Annotated in this window: 19 protein-coding genes; 14 read left to right on the top strand and 5 right to left on the bottom strand. The window is 55.4% G+C overall.

What is annotated here, in order from left to right:
• Positions 1-294 precede the first annotated feature (294 nt).
• Positions 295-678 carry an autonomous glycyl radical cofactor GrcA gene (grcA, locus tag V6942_RS15665; RefSeq protein WP_106924042.1) on the top strand — a complete coding sequence of 128 codons (384 nt, stop codon included), beginning with the start codon at positions 295-297 and terminating at the stop codon, positions 676-678.
• Between the two features lie 84 nt (positions 679-762).
• On the opposite strand, the gene V6942_RS15660 is transcribed toward grcA, so the two are convergent.
• Positions 763-2,130: a PTS transporter subunit EIIC gene (locus V6942_RS15660; RefSeq protein ID WP_106924043.1), complete on the bottom strand. Its 1,368-nt coding sequence runs from the start codon at positions 2,128-2,130 to the stop codon at positions 763-765.
• A gap of 272 nt (positions 2,131-2,402) precedes the next feature.
• Between V6942_RS15660 and V6942_RS15655 the strand changes: the two genes are divergently transcribed.
• Positions 2,403-3,602, top strand: coding sequence for an enolase C-terminal domain-like protein (locus V6942_RS15655; protein ID WP_106924044.1), 1,200 nt, complete (start codon positions 2,403-2,405; stop codon positions 3,600-3,602).
• Here V6942_RS15655 and V6942_RS15650 read toward each other — a convergent pair whose 3' ends face one another.
• Together V6942_RS15650 and srmB are read right to left on the bottom strand one after the other, a co-directional pair.
• The gene (locus V6942_RS15650) at positions 3,603-4,322 is read right to left on the bottom strand and encodes a GntR family transcriptional regulator (RefSeq protein WP_182930172.1); all 720 of its coding nucleotides are present in this window, start codon (positions 4,320-4,322) and stop codon (positions 3,603-3,605) included.
• 58 nt (positions 4,323-4,380) lie between these two features.
• Positions 4,381-5,715 carry an ATP-dependent RNA helicase SrmB gene (srmB, locus tag V6942_RS15645; protein WP_106924046.1) on the bottom strand — a complete coding sequence of 445 codons (1,335 nt, stop codon included), beginning with the start codon at positions 5,713-5,715 and terminating at the stop codon, positions 4,381-4,383.
• A gap of 127 nt (positions 5,716-5,842) precedes the next feature.
• On the opposite strand from srmB, the gene trmN reads away from it, so the two are divergent.
• Complete coding sequence (gene trmN / locus V6942_RS15640; RefSeq protein ID WP_106924047.1) at positions 5,843-6,583, top strand: tRNA(1)(Val) (adenine(37)-N(6))-methyltransferase TrmN; 741 nt, start codon at positions 5,843-5,845, stop codon at positions 6,581-6,583.
• On the opposite strand, the gene nadB is transcribed toward trmN, so the two are convergent.
• The gene (gene nadB / locus V6942_RS15635) at positions 6,568-8,187 is read right to left on the bottom strand and encodes an L-aspartate oxidase (protein ID WP_106924433.1); all 1,620 of its coding nucleotides are present in this window, start codon (positions 8,185-8,187) and stop codon (positions 6,568-6,570) included. The two genes, trmN and nadB, sit on opposite strands and share 16 nt — an antisense overlap.
• A 418-nt stretch (positions 8,188-8,605) precedes the next feature.
• On the opposite strand from nadB, the gene rpoE reads away from it, so the two are divergent.
• From rpoE to acpS, 11 genes are all read left to right on the top strand, one after another.
• Positions 8,606-9,181, top strand: a complete 576-nt coding sequence (gene rpoE, locus V6942_RS15630) for an RNA polymerase sigma factor RpoE (protein WP_106924048.1) — start codon at positions 8,606-8,608, stop codon at positions 9,179-9,181.
• Between the two features lie 31 nt (positions 9,182-9,212).
• The gene (rseA, locus tag V6942_RS15625; protein WP_106924049.1) at positions 9,213-9,860 is read left to right on the top strand and encodes an anti-sigma-E factor RseA; all 648 of its coding nucleotides are present in this window, start codon (positions 9,213-9,215) and stop codon (positions 9,858-9,860) included.
• A complete protein-coding gene (gene rseB, locus V6942_RS15620) occupies positions 9,860-10,816 on the top strand; it encodes a sigma-E factor regulatory protein RseB (protein ID WP_106924050.1) in 957 nt (318 codons plus the stop codon). The genes rseA and rseB overlap by 1 nt, the downstream gene beginning before the upstream one ends.
• A complete protein-coding gene (gene rseC, locus V6942_RS15615; protein WP_106924051.1) occupies positions 10,813-11,289 on the top strand; it encodes a SoxR-reducing system protein RseC in 477 nt (158 codons plus the stop codon). Before rseB ends, rseC begins: the two co-directional genes overlap by 4 nt.
• Positions 11,290-11,461: 172 nt before the next feature.
• Entirely contained in the window at positions 11,462-13,261 is a 1,800-nt protein-coding gene (gene lepA, locus V6942_RS15610) for a translation elongation factor 4 (protein ID WP_106924052.1), read from the top strand.
• A gap of 16 nt (positions 13,262-13,277) precedes the next feature.
• On the top strand, positions 13,278-14,252 hold the full coding sequence (lepB, locus tag V6942_RS15605; RefSeq protein ID WP_106924053.1) for a signal peptidase I: 975 nt from the start codon (positions 13,278-13,280) through the stop codon (positions 14,250-14,252).
• 219 nt (positions 14,253-14,471) lie between these two features.
• Positions 14,472-15,152 (top strand): ribonuclease III, encoded by a 681-nt coding sequence (gene rnc / locus V6942_RS15600; RefSeq protein ID WP_064543445.1) that lies wholly within the window; start codon positions 14,472-14,474, stop codon positions 15,150-15,152.
• Positions 15,149-16,054: a GTPase Era gene (gene era / locus V6942_RS15595; protein WP_106924054.1), complete on the top strand. Its 906-nt coding sequence runs from the start codon at positions 15,149-15,151 to the stop codon at positions 16,052-16,054. Before rnc ends, era begins: the two co-directional genes overlap by 4 nt.
• Positions 16,055-16,065: 11 nt before the next feature.
• On the top strand, positions 16,066-16,773 hold the full coding sequence (gene recO, locus V6942_RS15590) for a DNA repair protein RecO (RefSeq protein WP_333501450.1): 708 nt from the start codon (positions 16,066-16,068) through the stop codon (positions 16,771-16,773).
• A gap of 85 nt (positions 16,774-16,858) precedes the next feature.
• Complete coding sequence (gene pdxJ, locus V6942_RS15585) at positions 16,859-17,590, top strand: pyridoxine 5'-phosphate synthase (protein WP_035891302.1); 732 nt, start codon at positions 16,859-16,861, stop codon at positions 17,588-17,590.
• Positions 17,590-17,970, top strand: coding sequence for a holo-ACP synthase (gene acpS, locus V6942_RS15580; protein WP_333501449.1), 381 nt, complete (start codon positions 17,590-17,592; stop codon positions 17,968-17,970). The genes pdxJ and acpS overlap by 1 nt, the downstream gene beginning before the upstream one ends.
• Here acpS and V6942_RS15575 read toward each other — a convergent pair.
• On the bottom strand, positions 17,967-18,227 hold the full coding sequence (locus V6942_RS15575) for a YfhL family 4Fe-4S dicluster ferredoxin (RefSeq protein ID WP_106924057.1): 261 nt from the start codon (positions 18,225-18,227) through the stop codon (positions 17,967-17,969). The genes acpS and V6942_RS15575 overlap by 4 nt on opposite strands.
• Positions 18,228-18,299: the final 72 nt, after the last annotated feature.

Here is an 18,299-nt window from a genome sequence, read left to right as displayed (position 1 = left end):
CGCCATAGCTTAACTGCTTCTTTCCCCATCACAAAATCGGATAGTGGAATGGCGTTGAGAGTGATAAAAAAAGTTGAAGATTTACAAAGATTTTTGGTTGTTGCGAGGTGCGTAACTTGATGCAAAACAAGTATTTTCCCCTATGACCACTTTTGTGGTGTGGTTTTTATTGATTTAAATCAAAGAATCAAGGGTGTTCGAGGGGTATATATACACTCAAGCAACAATGGTTTTACCAATTGGCCGGAAAGTGGCTGGTTAGAAGCGAATATAAAGAGCCTAGGGAGGCATCAAATGATTACAGGTATCCAGATTACTAAAGCTGCAAACGACGACCTGCTGAACTCATTCTGGCTGCTCGACAGCGAGAAAGGTGAAGCACGCTGCCTGTGTGCAAAAGGCGGTTTCAAAGAAGATGACGTGGTTGCCGTGAGTGCGCTGGGCGACATCGAATACCGTGAAATTCCGGTTGAAGCAAAACCAGAAGTCCGCGTAGAAGGTGGTCAGCACCTGAACGTGAACGTTCTGCGTCGTGAAACGCTGATGGACGCCGTTGAGCACCCGGAAAAATACCCGCAGCTGACCATCCGTGTGTCTGGCTATGCAGTACGCTTCAACTCTCTGACGCCGGAACAGCAGCGCGACGTTATCGCGCGTACTTTCACCGAAAGCCTGTAATTTCTCAGGGGTGGGAAAACGTGGCGTTGGGGTAACCCAGTACTCATGACAAATCCCCCGCAGGGTGCCTGCGGGGGATTTTTTTTATCTGGACTGCTCGCGTCCCACCAGAAGAGTGGTGAGGGTGAAGGAAAGCACTAGCGCGATGGCAACGCCGGAAATCGCAAAGATAAAGTACGGGCCAATATAGGCGGGCAGGCTGAAAATGCTCGACAAAATATAGCCATACAGCCGCACGCCGAAGAAAGCAATAAACGCGGAAGCCAACGAACTTGCTACCGTAGCGGCGATAAACGCTTTCTTGTAGCGGGTGAGTACGCCAAACAGCGCCGGTTCCGTAATGCCCAGCAGTGCGGAGATAGCAGCGGAGAGCGTGACCGTGCGGTTGTCTTTATTCAGACGCCAGATGGCGAAGGTCGCCCCGGCAATGGCCATGTTGGCCATGAACATCATTGGCATCAGCATGTCATAGCCGCGGTCGCTGAAGTTTTGCAGCGCGATGGGGGTCATCGCATGATGCATCCCGGTGAGGATCGCCACCGGACGAATAGCGCCCACCACCAGCCCGGCAAAGCTTGCCGACACGCCAAACAGCCCTTCGATAAACCACGCCAGCATTTTACCCAGCCAGATTCCAATAGGCCCAATTACCACCAGCGCGGCCAGCGCGGCGAGAAACAGCGTCAGCGTGGGGGTAAAGACGGTTTTCAATACGTCGGGCATGATCCTGTCGACCGCCTGGTGAATGTATTTCAGCGCCAGGATGGAGAAAATCACCGGGATAACGCTGGAGGCGTAGTTGAACACCGATACCGGAATGGCGTTAAACAACCACAACGCGGAGGCGGCATCGGCCTGATGTGCAGCCAGCGCTTTCGCGGCGTCGATAAGCGTAGGGTACATCAAGCAGGCGGCGACGGCGGCGGCCAGATATTCGTTGGTTTTAAAGATCTTCGCCGCCGAGACGGCAAGGAAAAACGGCAGGAAATAAAATACGCCGCTGGCAATGAGATCGATGATCATTACCGTATCGCTTTTGGTCGACACCACTTTTAGCGCAATCAGCCCGGCAAGCAGACCTTTGATCATCCCGGCGCCAGCGATGGCGGGGACTATCGGGCCGAATACGCCGGAGACGGTATCCATAAACAGCGAAACCAGGCTTTTGCGTTCTTTGCTTTTCCCGCTGGTGGCTGCCTGGTTGTTAGCGCCGAGGGCTTCCTGCAGCGCTTCATACCAGCTGTTCACCTTCGGGCCGATAATGATCTGAAACTGATCGCTTTGCAACTGAGCGCCGAGTACGCCGGGCAACTGCTTAATTTCATCCTGCGCCACTTTATTATCATCAATTAAATCAAAGCGCAGCCGGGTCATACAGTGCCAGACTTTATTGATATTCTCCTGCCCACCTACCAGTCGAATAATCCTGCTGATAGCCTCTTGCGTCCCCATAATGGCTCCTGCGGTAAGTTTGTTGTTTTGTTTGTCTCGCTGAATGGTAAGTAAGCGCATCAATAAAAACAAACCAATAAAATATGATTTCAATCACAATTTGCCTTTATAAGGCTCTTATATCGCTACTTGTGATTAAATTGGTTCGTTTTTTTATTGGAAATAAACCCCTTTTTAAACCAAAAAATATATTTAATAAAAAGGTTTACCGAACCGCAAAAATAGAGTGAAGATAATGCCAGTCTTATTATTATTTTCCCAGGGAGCCTTCAGTGAAACCCACGCTGATTACTGCGATTGACTGTTTTATCACACGCCCTGACCGTCACAATCTGGTGACGGTACGGGTGACGACCGACAGCGGCACCGTCGGCTACGGCTGCGCCACCTTCCAGCAGCGCCCGCTGGCGGTGAAAACCATGGTCGATGAATATCTACAGCCGCTGCTGGTGGGGCGCGATGCGAATAATATCGAAGATCTCTGGCAGATGATGAACGTCAACGCCTACTGGCGCAACGGTCCGGTAATGAACAACGCCATCTCCGGCGTGGATATGGCGTTATGGGACATCAAGGCCAAGCTGGCCGGCATGCCGCTGTACCAATTGCTGGGTGGAAAATCACGCGATGCCATCTCGGCCTACACGCACGCCAGCGGCGAAACGCCGGATGAACTGTTTATCTCGGTGGATAAGCTGCTGGAGCAGGGTTATCGCTACATCCGCTGCCAGCTCGGCTTTTACGGCGGTACGCCGCGTGAAATGCAGACGCCAGAAAATCCAACGCCGGGCGCCTGGTTCGATCAGGATGAGTACATCCGCAACACGGTAGAGATGTTCCGCCTGCTGCGTGCGCGCTATGGCCACCGCTTTCATATTCTGCACGATGTCCACGAGCGCCTCTTCCCGCAGCAGGCGCTCCAACTGGCGAAGCTGCTGGAACCTTATCAGCCGTGGTTTATCGAGGACATTTTACCGCCGCAGCAGAGCGCGTGGCTGGCGCAGATTCGCCAGCAAACCTGCGTGCCGCTGGCGATGGGGGAGCTATTTAATAATCCGGCGGAATGGCATGACCTTATCGTTAACCGGCAGATTGATTTTATTCGCTGCCATATTTCGCAGATTGGCGGCATCACCCCGGCATTGAAGCTGGCGGTACTGTGTCAGGCCTTTGGCGTACGTCTGGCATGGCATGGCCCTGGCGACATGACGCCTATCGGCGTGGCGGTGAATACGCATCTGAATATTCATCTGCACAACGCCGCGATTCAGGAATTTATTCCGCGCGCCATCGCCACGGATGCGGTCTTCCCTGGCGGGCCGGTGGTGAACAACGGCTTTATCTATCCACCAATGGAACCGGGTATTGGCGTCGGTTTTGATGAAGCGCAGGCGCTGGCGCATCCAGTGGTCTATCGCCCGCACGAGTGGACGCAAAGCCGTCTGCCGGACGGAACGATGCATACACCGTAACTAAGCCTGCGGCTGCTGGCGAAAAGCGAGGTTGTCGCGGTTATGGGGGATAACGTAGGTGCAGGAGTAGTTGATATCGACGATGTCGCTGATCTCATACACCTGCCCGCCGTCGAGGATCCCCCGGTTATTGATGTGCATGGCCGGGCTGCCTTTTTTACAGCCAAGAAGGGCGGCCTGCTCACGGCTGACGCTAATCGCCCGGTAGCTGGTCAGCAGGTGGGAAATCGGGTAACCCTTCTCCAGTACATACTGCTGTAGCGAGCGTTCAATGACCTCCTGGTTCAGGTCGCTGAACATCGTCGCGGGCATCCGCGAGACTTCAATTTGCGTGGCGACGTTATCGACAAAGCGCAGGCGGCAGAACTGCCAGATAAAATCGTCGTCGGTCAGGCCGAAAATCTGCCGGTCTTCTCGCTCGGGGCGCTTCTTGTGCAGGCTGATCATCCGGTAACGCATCTGGTCGAAGCGTTTTTCGGTGATCGAGTTATAGACCAGTGGATTGCCGCGCGTCTGCTCGTTAATCCAGATGCCAGAGCCCTGCACAATGCGCACTACACCAATGCTGGCGAGTTTTTCCAGCGCCTGGCGGATGGTGAATCGCGATACGCCGTACTCTTCGGCCAACTGACGCTCCGGCGGTAGCTTACGCGGCCCATCACCCGGCTGCTGGTAAATTTTGCTGAGGAGGTCCTGAGTCACGAACTCTTTTTTCTTCATGGCCGCTATCCCTTACCCGTCGATATAAAAATGCCGGGAATAGGTCCCGGCGTTAGTTTTACTCTTCGGTGCTTTGTTCACCGGTCCCGCTGCCGCTAGGCTTGCGGCGCTTACCGACGTTTTTGGCATCGCGGTGACGCACTTTCACGCGCGGTTTATCTTTGTCTTTCGCTTTTTTCTGCTCGGCGCGCTTCGCCAGCACTTTCTTCGACGGCTTGCCGGTCATCTTCTCGCTTGGCGCTCGAGTGGTCGGGCGCAGCCCATCGATAACGCGAGACTTCAGCGGCTCTTCGATGTAGCGGCCAATTTTCAGCATCAGCAGGTGATCGTGCGTTTCCACCAGTGAAATCGCCGTGCCTTTCCGACCCGCGCGGCCGGTACGACCGATACGGTGCAGATAGGTATCGGCGCCGCGCGGCATATCGAAGTTAATCACATGGCTGACGTCGGGGATATCAATCCCGCGTGCGGCAACGTCGGTGGCAACCAGAACGTTTACGCGGCCGTCGGTCAGACGTTTGATGCCTTCGTTACGCTTAATCTGCGGCATTTCGCCTTCGAGATAACAGTTGTTAATTCCAGCCTGACGCAGAATTTCAGCCAGTTCATGCACGCGCTCACGCTTACGCACAAACACGATGGTGCGGGTGGCGTCTTCCTGCTTCAGCAGGTGCTTCAGCAGCTCAACTTTATGTTCGAAGTTATCGGCACGATAGTACCACTGGTGAATCTTCTTACGTTCGCGGGTTGACGGCGTGGCGGATACTTCAACCGGATCTTCCAGCAGACGCTCGGCAAAGTCCTTGATCGCTTCGCCTTCCAGCGTGGCGGAGAAGAGCAGCGTCTGTTTGCGCCAGCGAGTTTCGCCAGCGATGTGTTCGATATCCTGGGCAAAACCCATGTCCAGCATGCGGTCTGCTTCATCGAGGATCAGCGTCTCAACGGCCCGGCAGTCGAAGTTTTCTTCTTTGATGTACTGCAGCAGACGACCGGTGGTGGCGACCACGATGTCCTGGTTTTCGCTGAACACTTCGGCATGGTTCATATATGCCACGCCGCCGGTGATGGTGGCGATGTCCAGATGGGTATTTTTGGCCAGTTCGCGGGCATGATCGGCGACCTGCATTGCCAGTTCACGCGTCGGCGTGAGGATCAGAATACGCGGCGGTCCGGATTTTTTACGCGGAAAGTCGAGCAGGTGCTGCAACGCAGGCAGCAAATACGCCGCTGTTTTACCGGTGCCGGTTGGCGCAGAACCGAGAACATCACGTCCATCGAGCGCAGGCGGAATGGCGGCAGCCTGAATGGCAGTCGGGCGTGTAAAGCCTTTGCTCTGGAGGGCATCCAGCAGGCTTTCGTCAAGTTCAAGTTCGGAAAAAGTCGTTACAGTCATGATTACCTCTGTGTGAGGCGCTGATTATAGACGTTACGGCTCTAATCTTCATCTGTTTGTGCGGCTATCTGTTCTCGGGTATTGTTCATAGCCGAATAGTTATCTGGTTTGGCCCGCAAGGTTACTTATGACGTCTGATTCTAAATCCGCGCTGCGTCGCAACGGATTTACCTTTAAAAAGTTTTTTGTCGCCCACGACCGCTGCGCCATGAAGGTCGGTACTGACGGCATTTTACTCGGTGCCTGGGCGCCGATCGCCCGCGTCAGCCGGGTTCTGGATATCGGCGCGGGTAGCGGGCTGCTGGCGTTAATGCTAGCGCAGCGCACCGATGAGAATGTCACTGTGGATGCCGTAGAGCTGGACGAGGATGCTGCCGCACAGGCGCGGGAAAACGTGGCTGAATCACCGTGGGCCGATCGTATTTCGGTGCATACGGCCGATATTCAGCAGTGGGTGGCCGGGTTGACGACGCGCTATGACCTGATCGTCAGTAATCCACCTTACTACGAGCAGGGCGTTGAATGCGCTACGCCGCAGCGCGAGCAGGCGCGTTATACTACCACGCTCGATCATCAGGCTCTGCTGGCCTGTGCGACGGATGCCATCACCGAAGACGGCTTCTTCTGCGTTGTGCTGCCGGAAAATATCGGCCAGACCTTTACACAGCAGGCCCTGTCGATGGGCTGGCATTTGCGCCTGCGCACCGACGTCGCGGAAACCGAAGTCCGTTTACCGCATCGCGTTCTGCTGGCGTTCTCGCCGCAAGGCGGGGAGTGCTATAGCGACAGGCTAACGATCCGTGGGCCAGAGCAGCAGTACTCAGAAGGCTACGCCGCACTGACCCAGGCGTTCTATTTATTTATGTGAACCAGCGGTGAGAGGATTGACGGCCCGGAGTCCGCAAGCAGCTCCGGGTAGTCGAGCGTATAATGCAGCCCGCGGCTCTCTTTACGCATCATCGCGCAGCGCACGATCAGTTCTGCGACCTGCACCAGGTTGCGCAGCTCCAGCAAATTATTGGAGACGCGGAAACGTGAATAATACTCGTCCAGCTCCTGCTGAAGCATGGTGATGCGGCGCAGAGCACGCTCCAGCCGCTTGGTGGTGCGAACGATGCCGACGTAGTCCCACATAAACAGCCGTAGCTCGTGCCAGTTGTGCTGAATCACAACCAGTTCATCGGAGTTTTCCACGCGGCTTTCATCCCAGGCAGGCAGCGTGTCAATCTGACGGGCATACGGCATGCGTTTGAGAATATCTTCTGCCGCAGACCAGCCGTATACCAGACACTCCAGCAGTGAGTTAGAGGCCATACGGTTGGCACCGTGCAGGCCGGTGTAGCTTACCTCTCCGATGGCGTACAGGCCGTCGACATCGGTACGACCATAGTCATCGACCATCACCCCGCCGCAGGTGTAGTGCGCGGCCGGGACAATCGGCACCGCTTCCTGAGTCAAATCGATGCCCAGACCCAGCAGCTTCTCATAAATCATCGGGAAGTGCTGGCGCACAAAGGCTTCCGGTTTATGACTGATGTCCAGATACATACAATCAACGCCCAGACGCTTCATCTCATGGTCGATAGCGCGGGCGACAATATCACGCGGCGCAAGCTCAGCGCGTTCGTCGAAGTCCGGCATAAAGCGGCTGCCATCCGGGCGCTTAAGGTGCGCACCTTCGCCTCGCAGGGCTTCGGTGAGCAGAAAATTGCGCGCCTGCGGGTGATACAGCGCGGTGGGGTGGAACTGGTTAAACTCGAGGTTGGCCACGCGGCAGCCTGCGCGCCAGGCCATGGCGATACCGTCGCCGGATGAGATATCCGGATTGGTGGTGTACTGATACACCTTTGACGCGCCGCCCGTTGCCAGTACCACCGATTTTGCCGAGCAGGTTTCTACCTTCTCTTTATTGCGGTCCCAGATCCACGCGCCAACAACGCGACGGGTTCCCGGCAGGCCGATTTTATCTGAAACAATCAGGTCGACGGCGTTGCAGCGTTCCAGCACGCGAATGTTCGGATGATTCATTGCCTTACCGACCAGCGTATTTTCGACTTCGCGCCCGGTAGCGTCGGCGGCGTGCAGAATCCGGCGATGGCTATGACCGCCTTCGCGGGTCAGATGGTAGCTCTCTTCGCCGTTCGCCTGAACCTGGGTGTCAAACAGCACGCCCTGGTCGATAAGCCACTGCACGCAGTGTCTGGCGTTACTGGCCACAAACGAGACAGCCTGGCGATCGCAGATGCCCGCGCCGGCAATCAGCGTATCCTCAACGTGCGAGTCCACGCTGTCGGTTTCATCGAAAACGGCGGCAATGCCCCCTTGTGCGTAAAAGGTTGAGCCTTCGCTTATCGGGCCTTTGCTCAGGACGATCACCTGGCTGTGCTCAGCAAGACGCAGCGCCAGTGAAAGACCGGCAGCCCCGCTACCGATAATCAATACATCACAGGAGTGTTCTGGGAGTGAGTTCATCATGATTGTTTAATTTACTAAACACGGTATGGGCAGATTAGCACCATAAAAGCGACATGGGCAGGGTTTTTTTTGATCTTATGTTGTAATGACTAAACATCTTGTGAGGGGACGCGCGGCTCAAGGGGATAAAAAATCTGAATAAACGCAGGGACTATCACCGCTATTTATGATGAAAAAAAGCCCGGGTTACGTTACTCTTCAGTCGATTTGCGTTTTTATTTCGCAACTTACACATCTGTTAACATCGGCAGACTTATAATGACAGACAATGAACGGTCTGCTGCGAAACAAAAAACAAAGCGTAACGGAACTTTACGAAAATCGAACGCTCTAAGCTTATGCTTGCTCATAATGCAGTGTTGGAGTGGCATTCTGATTACGCATGGGAATAGGGTTTGGGGAGACATTACCTCGGATGAGTGAGCAGTTAACGGATCAGGTTCTTGTTGAACGGGTCCAGAAAGGAGATCAAAAGGCTTTTAACCTCCTGGTCGTCCGCTACCAGCATAAGGTTGCGAGCCTGGTTTCCCGCTATGTGCCATCCGGCGACGTGCCGGATGTCGTACAAGAGTCTTTTATTAAGGCCTATCGTGCGCTGGATTCGTTCCGGGGAGATAGTGCTTTCTATACGTGGCTGTACCGCATTGCGGTGAACACAGCTAAAAATTACCTGGTTGCTCAGGGGCGTCGTCCGCCGTCCAGCGATGTAGACGCGAACGAGGCCGAAAACTTTGAAAGCGGCGGCGCTTTGAAAGAAATTTCGAACCCTGAGAACTTAATGTTGTCAGAAGAACTGAGACAGATAGTTTTTCGCACCATTGAAGCGCTTCCGGAAGATTTACGCATGGCAATTACCTTGCGGGAGCTCGATGGCCTAAGCTATGAAGAGATAGCGGCTATTATGGATTGCCCGGTCGGTACGGTTCGTTCACGTATCTTCCGAGCGCGAGAAGCTATCGATAACAAAGTTCAACCGCTTATCAGGCGTTGACGGAAGCGGGATACTGGAAAAGGTATTAGGCATGCAGAAAGAACAACTTTCCGCCTTAATGGATGGTGAAACGCTGGATAACGAGCTGTTGACTGAGTTAACACGCTCGGCAGAGCTGCAGGAAACCTGGGAGAGCTATCACCTCATTCGTGACTCGCTGCGTGGCGATACGAGTGAAGTGCTTCACTTTGATATCTCTTCTCGCGTGATGGCCGCCATCGAAAATGAGCCCGTTCGGCAACCGACCGCGCCGCTCATCCCTGAAGCCCAGCCAGCACCTCATCAATGGCAAAAAATGCCGTTCTGGAACAAAGTTCGTCCCTGGGCCAGTTCGCTCACCCAAATGGGCGTGGCCGCGTGCGTTTCGCTGGCTGTTATTGTCGGCGTTCAGCACTATAATGGGCAACCGGACTCCTCTCAGCCTGAGTCACCGGTGTTTAATACGCTGCCGATGATGGGCAAAGCCAGCCCGGTCAGCCTGGGCGTACCTTCGGAGGCATCCGCAGGTAACGGTCAGCAGCAGGTTCAGGAACAGCGCCGTCGTATTAATGCTATGCTGCAGGATTATGAATTGCAGCGTCGCTTGCATTCAGAACAGCTTCAGTTTGAGCAGGCACAAACTCAGCAAGCGGCTGTTCAGGTGCCAGGCTATCAAACTCTAGGAACGCAATCGCAGTAATGAAGCAACTTTGGTGTGCCATGTCACTTGTGGCTGGTAGCCTGTTCTTCTCCGCAAACGCCTCGGCTGATGTATCGTCCGGGGCGTTGTTGCAGGAAATGAATCTGGCCAGTCAGTCACTCAACTACGAGCTGTCGTTCGTCAGCATTAATAAATCCGGCGTTGAATCGTTACGCTATCGGCACGTGCGTCTGAACGGTCAGCCGCTGGCTGAGCTGTTGCAAATGGACGGCCCGCGTCGGGCAGTGGTCCAGCGCGGCAACGAAATCAGCTACTTTGAGCCGGGCCTCGATCCCTTCACGCTGAACGGCGACTATATTGTCGATTCCTTGCCTTCTCTGGTGTATACCGACTTCAAACGTCTGGCGCCGTACTACGACTTTATCTCCGTCGGGCGCACGCGCATTGCCGATCGCATGTGTGACGTCATTCGCGTCGTGGCGCGTGACGGGACGCGTTACAGCTACATCGTCTGGATCGACAGCGAAAGTAAGCTGCCAATGCGGGTCGATCTGCTGGATCGCGATGGCGAAACGCTTGAGCAGTTCCGGGTGATTGCGGTTATCACCGGCGAACAGGTTAGCGGTATTATGCAGGGGCTGGCGAAAGCGAGCCTGCCGCCGCAGCTGTCGGTGCCAACCAGCAACAACGTCGCGCTGAACTGGTCCGCGAGCTGGGTACCGCAGGGCTTTAAAGAGGTTTCCAGCAGCCGCCGTACGTTGCCGAGCGTCGATAGCCCGGTAGAGTCTCGTCTCTACTCAGATGGCCTGTTTAGCTTCTCCATTAATATCAACCGCGCGGCGGCCAATAGCAGCGATCAAATGCTGCGTACCGGGCGTCGCACGGTCAGCACAACGGTTCGCAACCAGGCCGAAATTACCATCGTTGGCGAACTGCCGCCGCAAACGGCGAAGCGCGTGGCGGACGGCATTCAATTCAAGGGTGCGCCGCAATGATTAAAGAGTGGGCCACCGTCATCGCGTGGGACAACGGCGTGGCGCAGGTGAGCTGTGATGTCAAAGCTTCCTGCAACAGCTGCGCCTCGCGTGCGGGCTGCGGCAGCCGGGTGCTGAACAAGCTCGGGCCGCAAACCAGCCACACCATCTCTGTACCCAGCGCGCAGCCGCTGGTGGCCGGGCAAAAGGTTGAGCTGGGTATCAGCGAAAGCAGCCTGCTCGGTTCCGCCATGCTGGTATATATGTCACCGCTGCTTGGGCTGTTTGTGGTCGCGGCGCTGTTTCAGGTGCTGTTCGGTAGCGATATCGCCGCGCTGTGCGGCGCGGTGCTTGGCGGTGTGGGCGGTTTTTTGGTTGCCAAAGGCTTCTCGCCGCGGCTGGCCGCCCGGGAAACCTGGCAGCCGGTGATTATCAGCGTGGGGCTCCCGCCCGACCTGGTCCGCACGGTATCGCCCTCCGAAATGAGCCAGTGATTACACTGGCTTTATTTTTTTGGAACGCTGCTCGCAGGAAGCGCTATGCTTGCGGGAAGAGCATTTCCTGGTTACGCGGTTGTAGTGTAGAATGCGGCGTTTTCGAACGACAATAATGTCAGGCTCCGTACCGCGGCCTCAAAGTATTCGTAAGGCATAAATATTTTAATATATGAAGAATATACGTAACTTCTCCATCATTGCACATATCGACCACGGTAAATCGACGCTGTCTGACCGCATTATTCAGATTTGTGGCGGCCTTTCCGACCGCGAAATGGAAGCCCAGGTTCTGGACTCAATGGATCTGGAACGCGAACGTGGCATTACCATCAAAGCGCAAAGCGTGACGCTGGACTTTAAATCAGCCGACGGGGAAACCTATCAGCTGAACTTTATCGACACCCCGGGCCACGTCGACTTCTCCTATGAGGTTTCCCGTTCCCTCGCGGCCTGTGAAGGCGCACTGCTGGTGGTTGACGCCGGGCAGGGCGTAGAAGCGCAGACCCTGGCGAACTGCTATACCGCTATGGAAATGGATCTGGAAGTCGTGCCGGTTCTGAACAAAATCGACCTGCCGGCCGCCGATCCTGAGCGCGTAGCGGAAGAGATTGAAGACATCGTTGGCATCGACGCGACCGATGCCGTTCGCTGCTCGGCGAAAACCGGCGTCGGCGTGACCGACGTGCTGGAACGCCTGGTACGCGACATTCCGCCGCCGGAAGGCGATGCGGAAGGCCCGCTGCAGGCGCTGATTATCGACTCCTGGTTCGATAACTACCTGGGCGTGGTTTCGCTGGTGCGTATTAAAAACGGCACCATGCGTAAAGGCGACAAAATCAAAGTGATGAGCACCGGTCAGGTCTATAACGCCGACCGACTGGGCATCTTCACGCCAAAACAGGTTGACCGTACCGAGCTGAAATGCGGCGAGGTAGGTTGGCTGGTGTGTGCGATTAAAGACATCCTTGGCGCACCGGTTGGCGATACCCTGACCCAGGCGCGTAACCCGGCAGACAAACCGCTGCCAGGCTTTAAAAAAGTGAAGCCGCAGGTTTACGCCGGTCTGTTCCCGGTAAGCTCTGACGACTACGAAAACTTCCGCGATGCGCTCGGTAAGCTGAGCCTCAACGATGCCTCCTTGTTCTATGAACCGGAAAGCTCAACCGCGCTGGGCTTCGGCTTCCGCTGTGGCTTCCTCGGTCTGCTGCACATGGAGATCATTCAGGAACGTCTGGAACGTGAATACGACCTGGATCTGATCACCACCGCGCCGACCGTCGTCTACGAAGTTGAAACCACGGCGAAAGAAACTATCTACGTTGATAGCCCGTCCAAACTGCCGCCGCTGAACAACATCTACGAATTGCGTGAGCCAATCGCTGAGTGTCACATGCTGCTGCCGCAGGCGTACCTCGGTAACGTGATTACCCTGTGTATCGAGAAGCGCGGCGTACAGACCAACATGGTTTACCACGGTAACCAGGTGGCGCTGACCTATGAAATCCCGATGGCGGAAGTGGTACTCGACTTCTTCGACCGTCTGAAGTCGACTTCTCGCGGCTATGCGTCGCTGGACTATAACTTCAAACGCTTCCAGGCCTCTGACATGGTGCGCGTTGATGTCCTCATCAACAACGAACGTGTCGATGCGCTGGCGCTGATTACCCACCGCGACAACTCCCAGAGCCGCGGGCGTGAACTGGTCGAGAAGATGAAAGATCTGATCCCTCGCCAGCAGTTTGATATCGCGATCCAGGCGGCCATTGGCACGCACATCATCGCGCGTTCAACGGTGAAGCAGCTGCGTAAAAACGTTCTGGCGAAATGCTACGGTGGCGATATCAGCCGTAAGAAAAAGCTGCTGCAAAAACAGAAAGAGGGTAAAAAGCGCATGAAGCAGATCGGTAACGTCGAGCTGCCGCAGGAAGCGTTCCTTGCCATTCTGCATGTTGGTAAAGACAACAAATAATCTCTAAGGAGTTGGCATGGCGAACATGTTTGCCCTGATTCTGGTGATTGCCACACTGGTGACGGGCGTCCTGTGGTGCGTAGATAAATTTATCTTCGCCCCTAAACGGCGGGAACGTCAGGCGGCGGCGCAGGTTGCCACCGGCGAAGCGCTGGATAAAAAGACGCTGAAAAAAGTCGGCCCGAAACCGGGCTGGCTGGAAACCGGCGCGTCGGTCTTCCCGGTACTGGCTATCGTGCTGATCGTCCGTTCATTCATTTATGAGCCGTTCCAGATCCCTTCCGGTTCGATGATGCCAACGCTGCTGATCGGCGACTTTATTCTGGTGGAAAAATTCGCCTATGGAATTAAAGATCCGATCTACCAGAAGACGATTATTGAAACGGGCCATCCGAAGCGCGGCGACATCGTCGTGTTTAAATACCCGGAAGATCCTCGCCTTGACTACATCAAGCGCACCGTGGGCCTGCCGGGAGATAAGGTCACCTACGATCCGATCGCCAAGCAGGTCACCATTCAGCCAGGCTGCAGCTCCGGCCAGGCGTGCGGTAATGCGCTGCCGGTGACCTATTCCAACGTTGAGCCGAGTGATTTTGTACAGACCTTCTCCCGCAGCAACGGCGGAGAAGCCACCAGCGGCTTCTTCGAAATGCCGCAGGGTGAGCGTAAAGCCGATGGCGTGCGTCTGGATCAACGTCAGGAAACGCTGGGTGACGTTAACCACCGGATCCTGACCGTGCCTATCGCTCAGGACCAGGTTGGGATGTACTACCACCAGTCCGGTCTGCCGCTGGCAACCTGGATCGTCCCGCCGGGGCAATACTTCATGATGGGTGATAACCGCGATAACAGCGCGGACAGCCGTTATTGGGGCTTTGTGCCGGAAGCGAACCTGGTGGGTAAAGCGACCGCTATCTGGATGAGCTTCGAAAAACAAGAGGGCCAGTGGCCGACCGGCGTGCGTTTGAGCCGCATCGGTGGCATTCACTAATCCTCTGTTCGTCTTCACGCAGCGGCCTGGTGTGCGCTGCGTGAATTATTTAGTTTTAATCTATTCAAACTAACGACATCCCTTGTCGTTGCGTATAGAATATCCCCCCGAAGTTTCGGATGTCTCTTATGGGAGACACGGCACACGAAACCGCGTTGGTTTTCCTCAGGTCTGTTTCGTGTGCTGCATTTTTGACGCATTTATTTATTTTGGTATCGCATGAACCCCATCGTAATTAATCGGCTTCAACGGAAGCTGGGCTACACTTTTCTTCATCAGGAGCTGTTGCAACAGGCGTTAACGCACCGCAGTGCCAGCAGCAAACATAACGAACGCTTAGAGTTCCTGGGCGATTCCATTTTGAGTTACGTGATTGCGAACGCGCTCTACCACCGCTTCCCGCGCGTGGATGAAGGCGATATGAGCCGTATGCGCGCGACGCTGGTTCGCGGTAACACGCTGGCTGAAATTGCCCGTGAGTTCGAGCTGGGCGAATGCCTGCGCTTGGGGCCGGGCGAGCTGAAAAGCGGTGGCTTCCGTCGGGAATCCATTCTGGCGGATACGGTTGAAGCGTTAATCGGCGGGGTGTTCCTCGACAGCGATATTCAAACTGTCGAGAAGCTAATCCTCTCTTGGTACCAGACGCGTCTGGACGAAATCAGTCCGGGCGATAAGCAAAAAGATCCAAAAACACGCTTGCAGGAGTATCTGCAAGGCCGCCATCTGCCGCTGCCGTCCTATCTGGTGGTTCAGGTGCGTGGGGAAGCACACGATCAGGAATTTACTATCCACTGCCAGGTTAGCGGCCTGAGTGAACCGGTGGTCGGCACAGGTTCCAGCCGTCGCAAGGCGGAACAGGCTGCCGCCGAACAGGCGCTGAAAAAGCTGGAGCTGGAATGAGCGAAGAAAAAACTTACTGCGGATTTATTGCCATCGTCGGACGTCCGAACGTGGGCAAATCCACACTGCTGAACAAGCTGCTCGGGCAGAAGATCTCTATCACCTCCCGTAAAGCGCAGACGACGCGTCACCGTATTGTCGGTATTCATACTGAAGGCGCGTACCAGGCTATCTACGTTGATACCCCGGGTCTGCACATGGAAGAGAAACGCGCGATCAACCGTCTGATGAACAAAGCTGCCAGCAGCTCCATCGGCGACGTTGAGCTGGTGATTTTCGTCGTGGAAGGCACCCGTTGGACGCCGGATGACGAAATGGTGCTGAACAAGCTGCGCGAAGGCAAAGCGCCGGTGATTCTGGCGGTGAATAAGGTCGATAACGTACAGGAAAAAGCGGATCTGTTACCGCACCTGCAGTTCCTCGGCAGCCAGATGAACTTCCTGGACATCGTGCCTATCTCTGCAGAGAGCGGCCTGAACGTGGACACCGTGGCCGGAATCGTGCGCAAGCATCTGCCGGAAGCGACCCATCACTTCCCGGAAGATTACATCACCGACCGTTCCCAGCGCTTTATGGCCTCTGAAATCATCCGTGAAAAACTGATGCGTTTCCTTGGCGCAGAGCTGCCGTACTCGGTGACCGTTGAAATCGAACGCTTCGTCTCTAACGAGCGGGGGGGTTATGACATCAACGGCCTGATCCTGGTTGAGCGCGAAGGGCAGAAAAAGATGGTGATTGGCAATAAAGGCGCCAAAATCAAAACCATCGGTATTGAAGCCCGTAAAGACATGCAGGAGATGTTCGAAGCGCCTGTTCACCTGGAGCTGTGGGTGAAAGTGAAATCAGGCTGGGCGGATGACGAGCGCGCGCTGCGCAGTCTCGGTTACGTCGACGATCTCTGAGAATAACCCCGATGGAGGGCTGGCAGCGCGCTTTTGTTCTGCATAGTCGCCCCTGGAGCGAAACCAGCCTGATGCTGGACGTCTTCACGGAAGAGTCGGGCCGCGTGCGCCTTGTGGCGAAAGGCGCACGTTCCAAACGCTCCAACCTTAAAGGTGCGCTTCAGCCCTTTACCCCCCTGTTAGTCCGTTTTGGCGGTCGTGGCGAAGTGAAAACGCTGCGCAGCGCCGAAGCCGTTTCGCTGGCGCTTCCCCTTAGCGGCATCACGCTATACAGCGGTCTGTACATCAATGAACTGGTGTCGCGGGTGCTTGAGCACGAAACCCGCTTTTCCGAGCTGTTTTTTGACTACCTGCACTGCATCCAGGCGCTGGCTGGCGCCGCGGGTTCGCCTGAACCGGCGCTGCGCCGCTTCGAGCTGGCGCTGCTGGGGCATTTGGGCTACGGCGTTGACTTCCTCCACTGCGCTGGCAGCGGGGATGAGGTCGAAGACACCATGACCTATCGCTACCGTGAAGAGAAAGGCTTTATTGCCAGCGTCGTGATCGATCACAATACCTTTACCGGGCATCAGCTAAAAGCGCTGGCCAGTCGTGAATTTCCCGACGTGGACTCGCTGCGCGCCGCGAAACGCTTTACCCGTATGGCACTAAAGCCGTATCTTGGGGGGAAGCCGTTGAAGAGCCGAGAATTATTCCGGCAGTTTATGCCTAAGCGTTAACTTATATTGCCTCATGCGCTTTGCTTCTGTAGAGAGAGGGCTGCGTGAGGGGAAAGATCGCAAAAATAAAAACACGAGGATTGTCATGGCTGAATTACTGTTAGGCGTCAATATTGACCACATTGCCACCCTGCGTAACGCGCGCGGCACCGCCTATCCCGATCCGGTTCAGGCGGCATTTATCGCCGAGCAAGCCGGTGCGGATGGCATCACCGTGCATTTACGTGAAGATCGCCGCCACATCACCGACCGCGACGTGCGCATTCTGCGCCAGACGCTGGACACTCGCATGAACCTGGAGATGGCGGTTACCGAAGAGATGCTGACCATCGCCTGTGAAACCAAACCGCATTTCTGCTGCCTGGTGCCGGAAAAGCGTCAGGAAGTGACCACCGAAGGCGGTCTGGACGTTGCCGGTCAGCTCGACAAAATGCGCGATGCCTGCAAACGCCTGGCCGACGCCGGTATTCTGGTGTCGCTGTTTATCGATGCCGATAACGCACAGATTAAAGCCGCTGCCGACGTTGGCGCGCCGTATATCGAAATTCACACCGGCTGCTATGCCGATGCCACCACCGATGCGGAACAGGCAAAAGAGCTTGAGCGCATCGCGAAAGCGGCGACCTATGCCGCCAGCCTGGGGCTGAAAGTGAACGCCGGCCATGGCCTGACCTATCACAACGTCAAAGCCGTCGCGGCGCTACCGGAGATGCACGAGCTGAACATTGGTCACGCGATCATTGGCCGCGCGGTCATGACCGGCCTGAAAGAAGCGGTTGCCGAGATGAAACGCCTGATGCTGGAAGCGCGCGCGTAATGGCGATTCTGGGGCTCGGAACCGATATCGTCGAAATCGCCCGTATTGAAGAGGTCATTGCCCGTAGCGGCGATCGCCTTGCACGCCGGGTGCTCAGCGATAACGAATGGGCCATCTGGGAGACGCACCAGCAGCCGGTGCGTTTTCTGGCTAAGCGCTTTGCGGTCAAAGAAGCGGCCTCAAAAGCGCTGGGTACCGGTATTCGTAACGGCCTGGCGTTTAACCAGTTTGAAGTTTACAACGATGAGATGGGTAAACCGAAGCTGAGGTTATGGGGTGAGGCAAAGCTGCTGGCAGAGCGAATGGGCGTGGCGCATATGCATGTGACGCTCGCCGATGAGCGCCACTACGCCTGCGCGACGGTGATCGTCGAAAGCTAAATTTTATCCGCGTGGTGCAGCACGACGAACTTGTCCCACAGCTGTTCTTCCGTCTCAGGATGTGCCGGATCCTTCAGGATTGTATTCGGGATCGGGCACACTTTCTGACAGGTTGGCGTATCGTAATGGCCGACGCACTCGGTGCAGCGATCGCTGTTGATCTCATAGATGCTATCACCCATCGAAATGGCCTGATTTGGGCATTCCGGTTCGCACATATCGCAGTTGATACATTTTTTGGTGATTAACAGCGCCATCAGGAATTTCTCAGAAACAAAATAAACAGGGCGCGCATTATACGCTCATTTTCCACTCAGGCCATACCTTTT

Origin of the sequence: Kluyvera genomosp. 2, assembly GCF_036759865.1 — a bacterium.
Taxonomy (GTDB): Bacteria; Pseudomonadota; Gammaproteobacteria; order Enterobacterales; family Enterobacteriaceae; genus Kluyvera; species Kluyvera ascorbata_B.
Note: the sequence above shows the minus strand (reverse complement) of the source record. Positions and strands in the feature narration are given on the sequence as shown.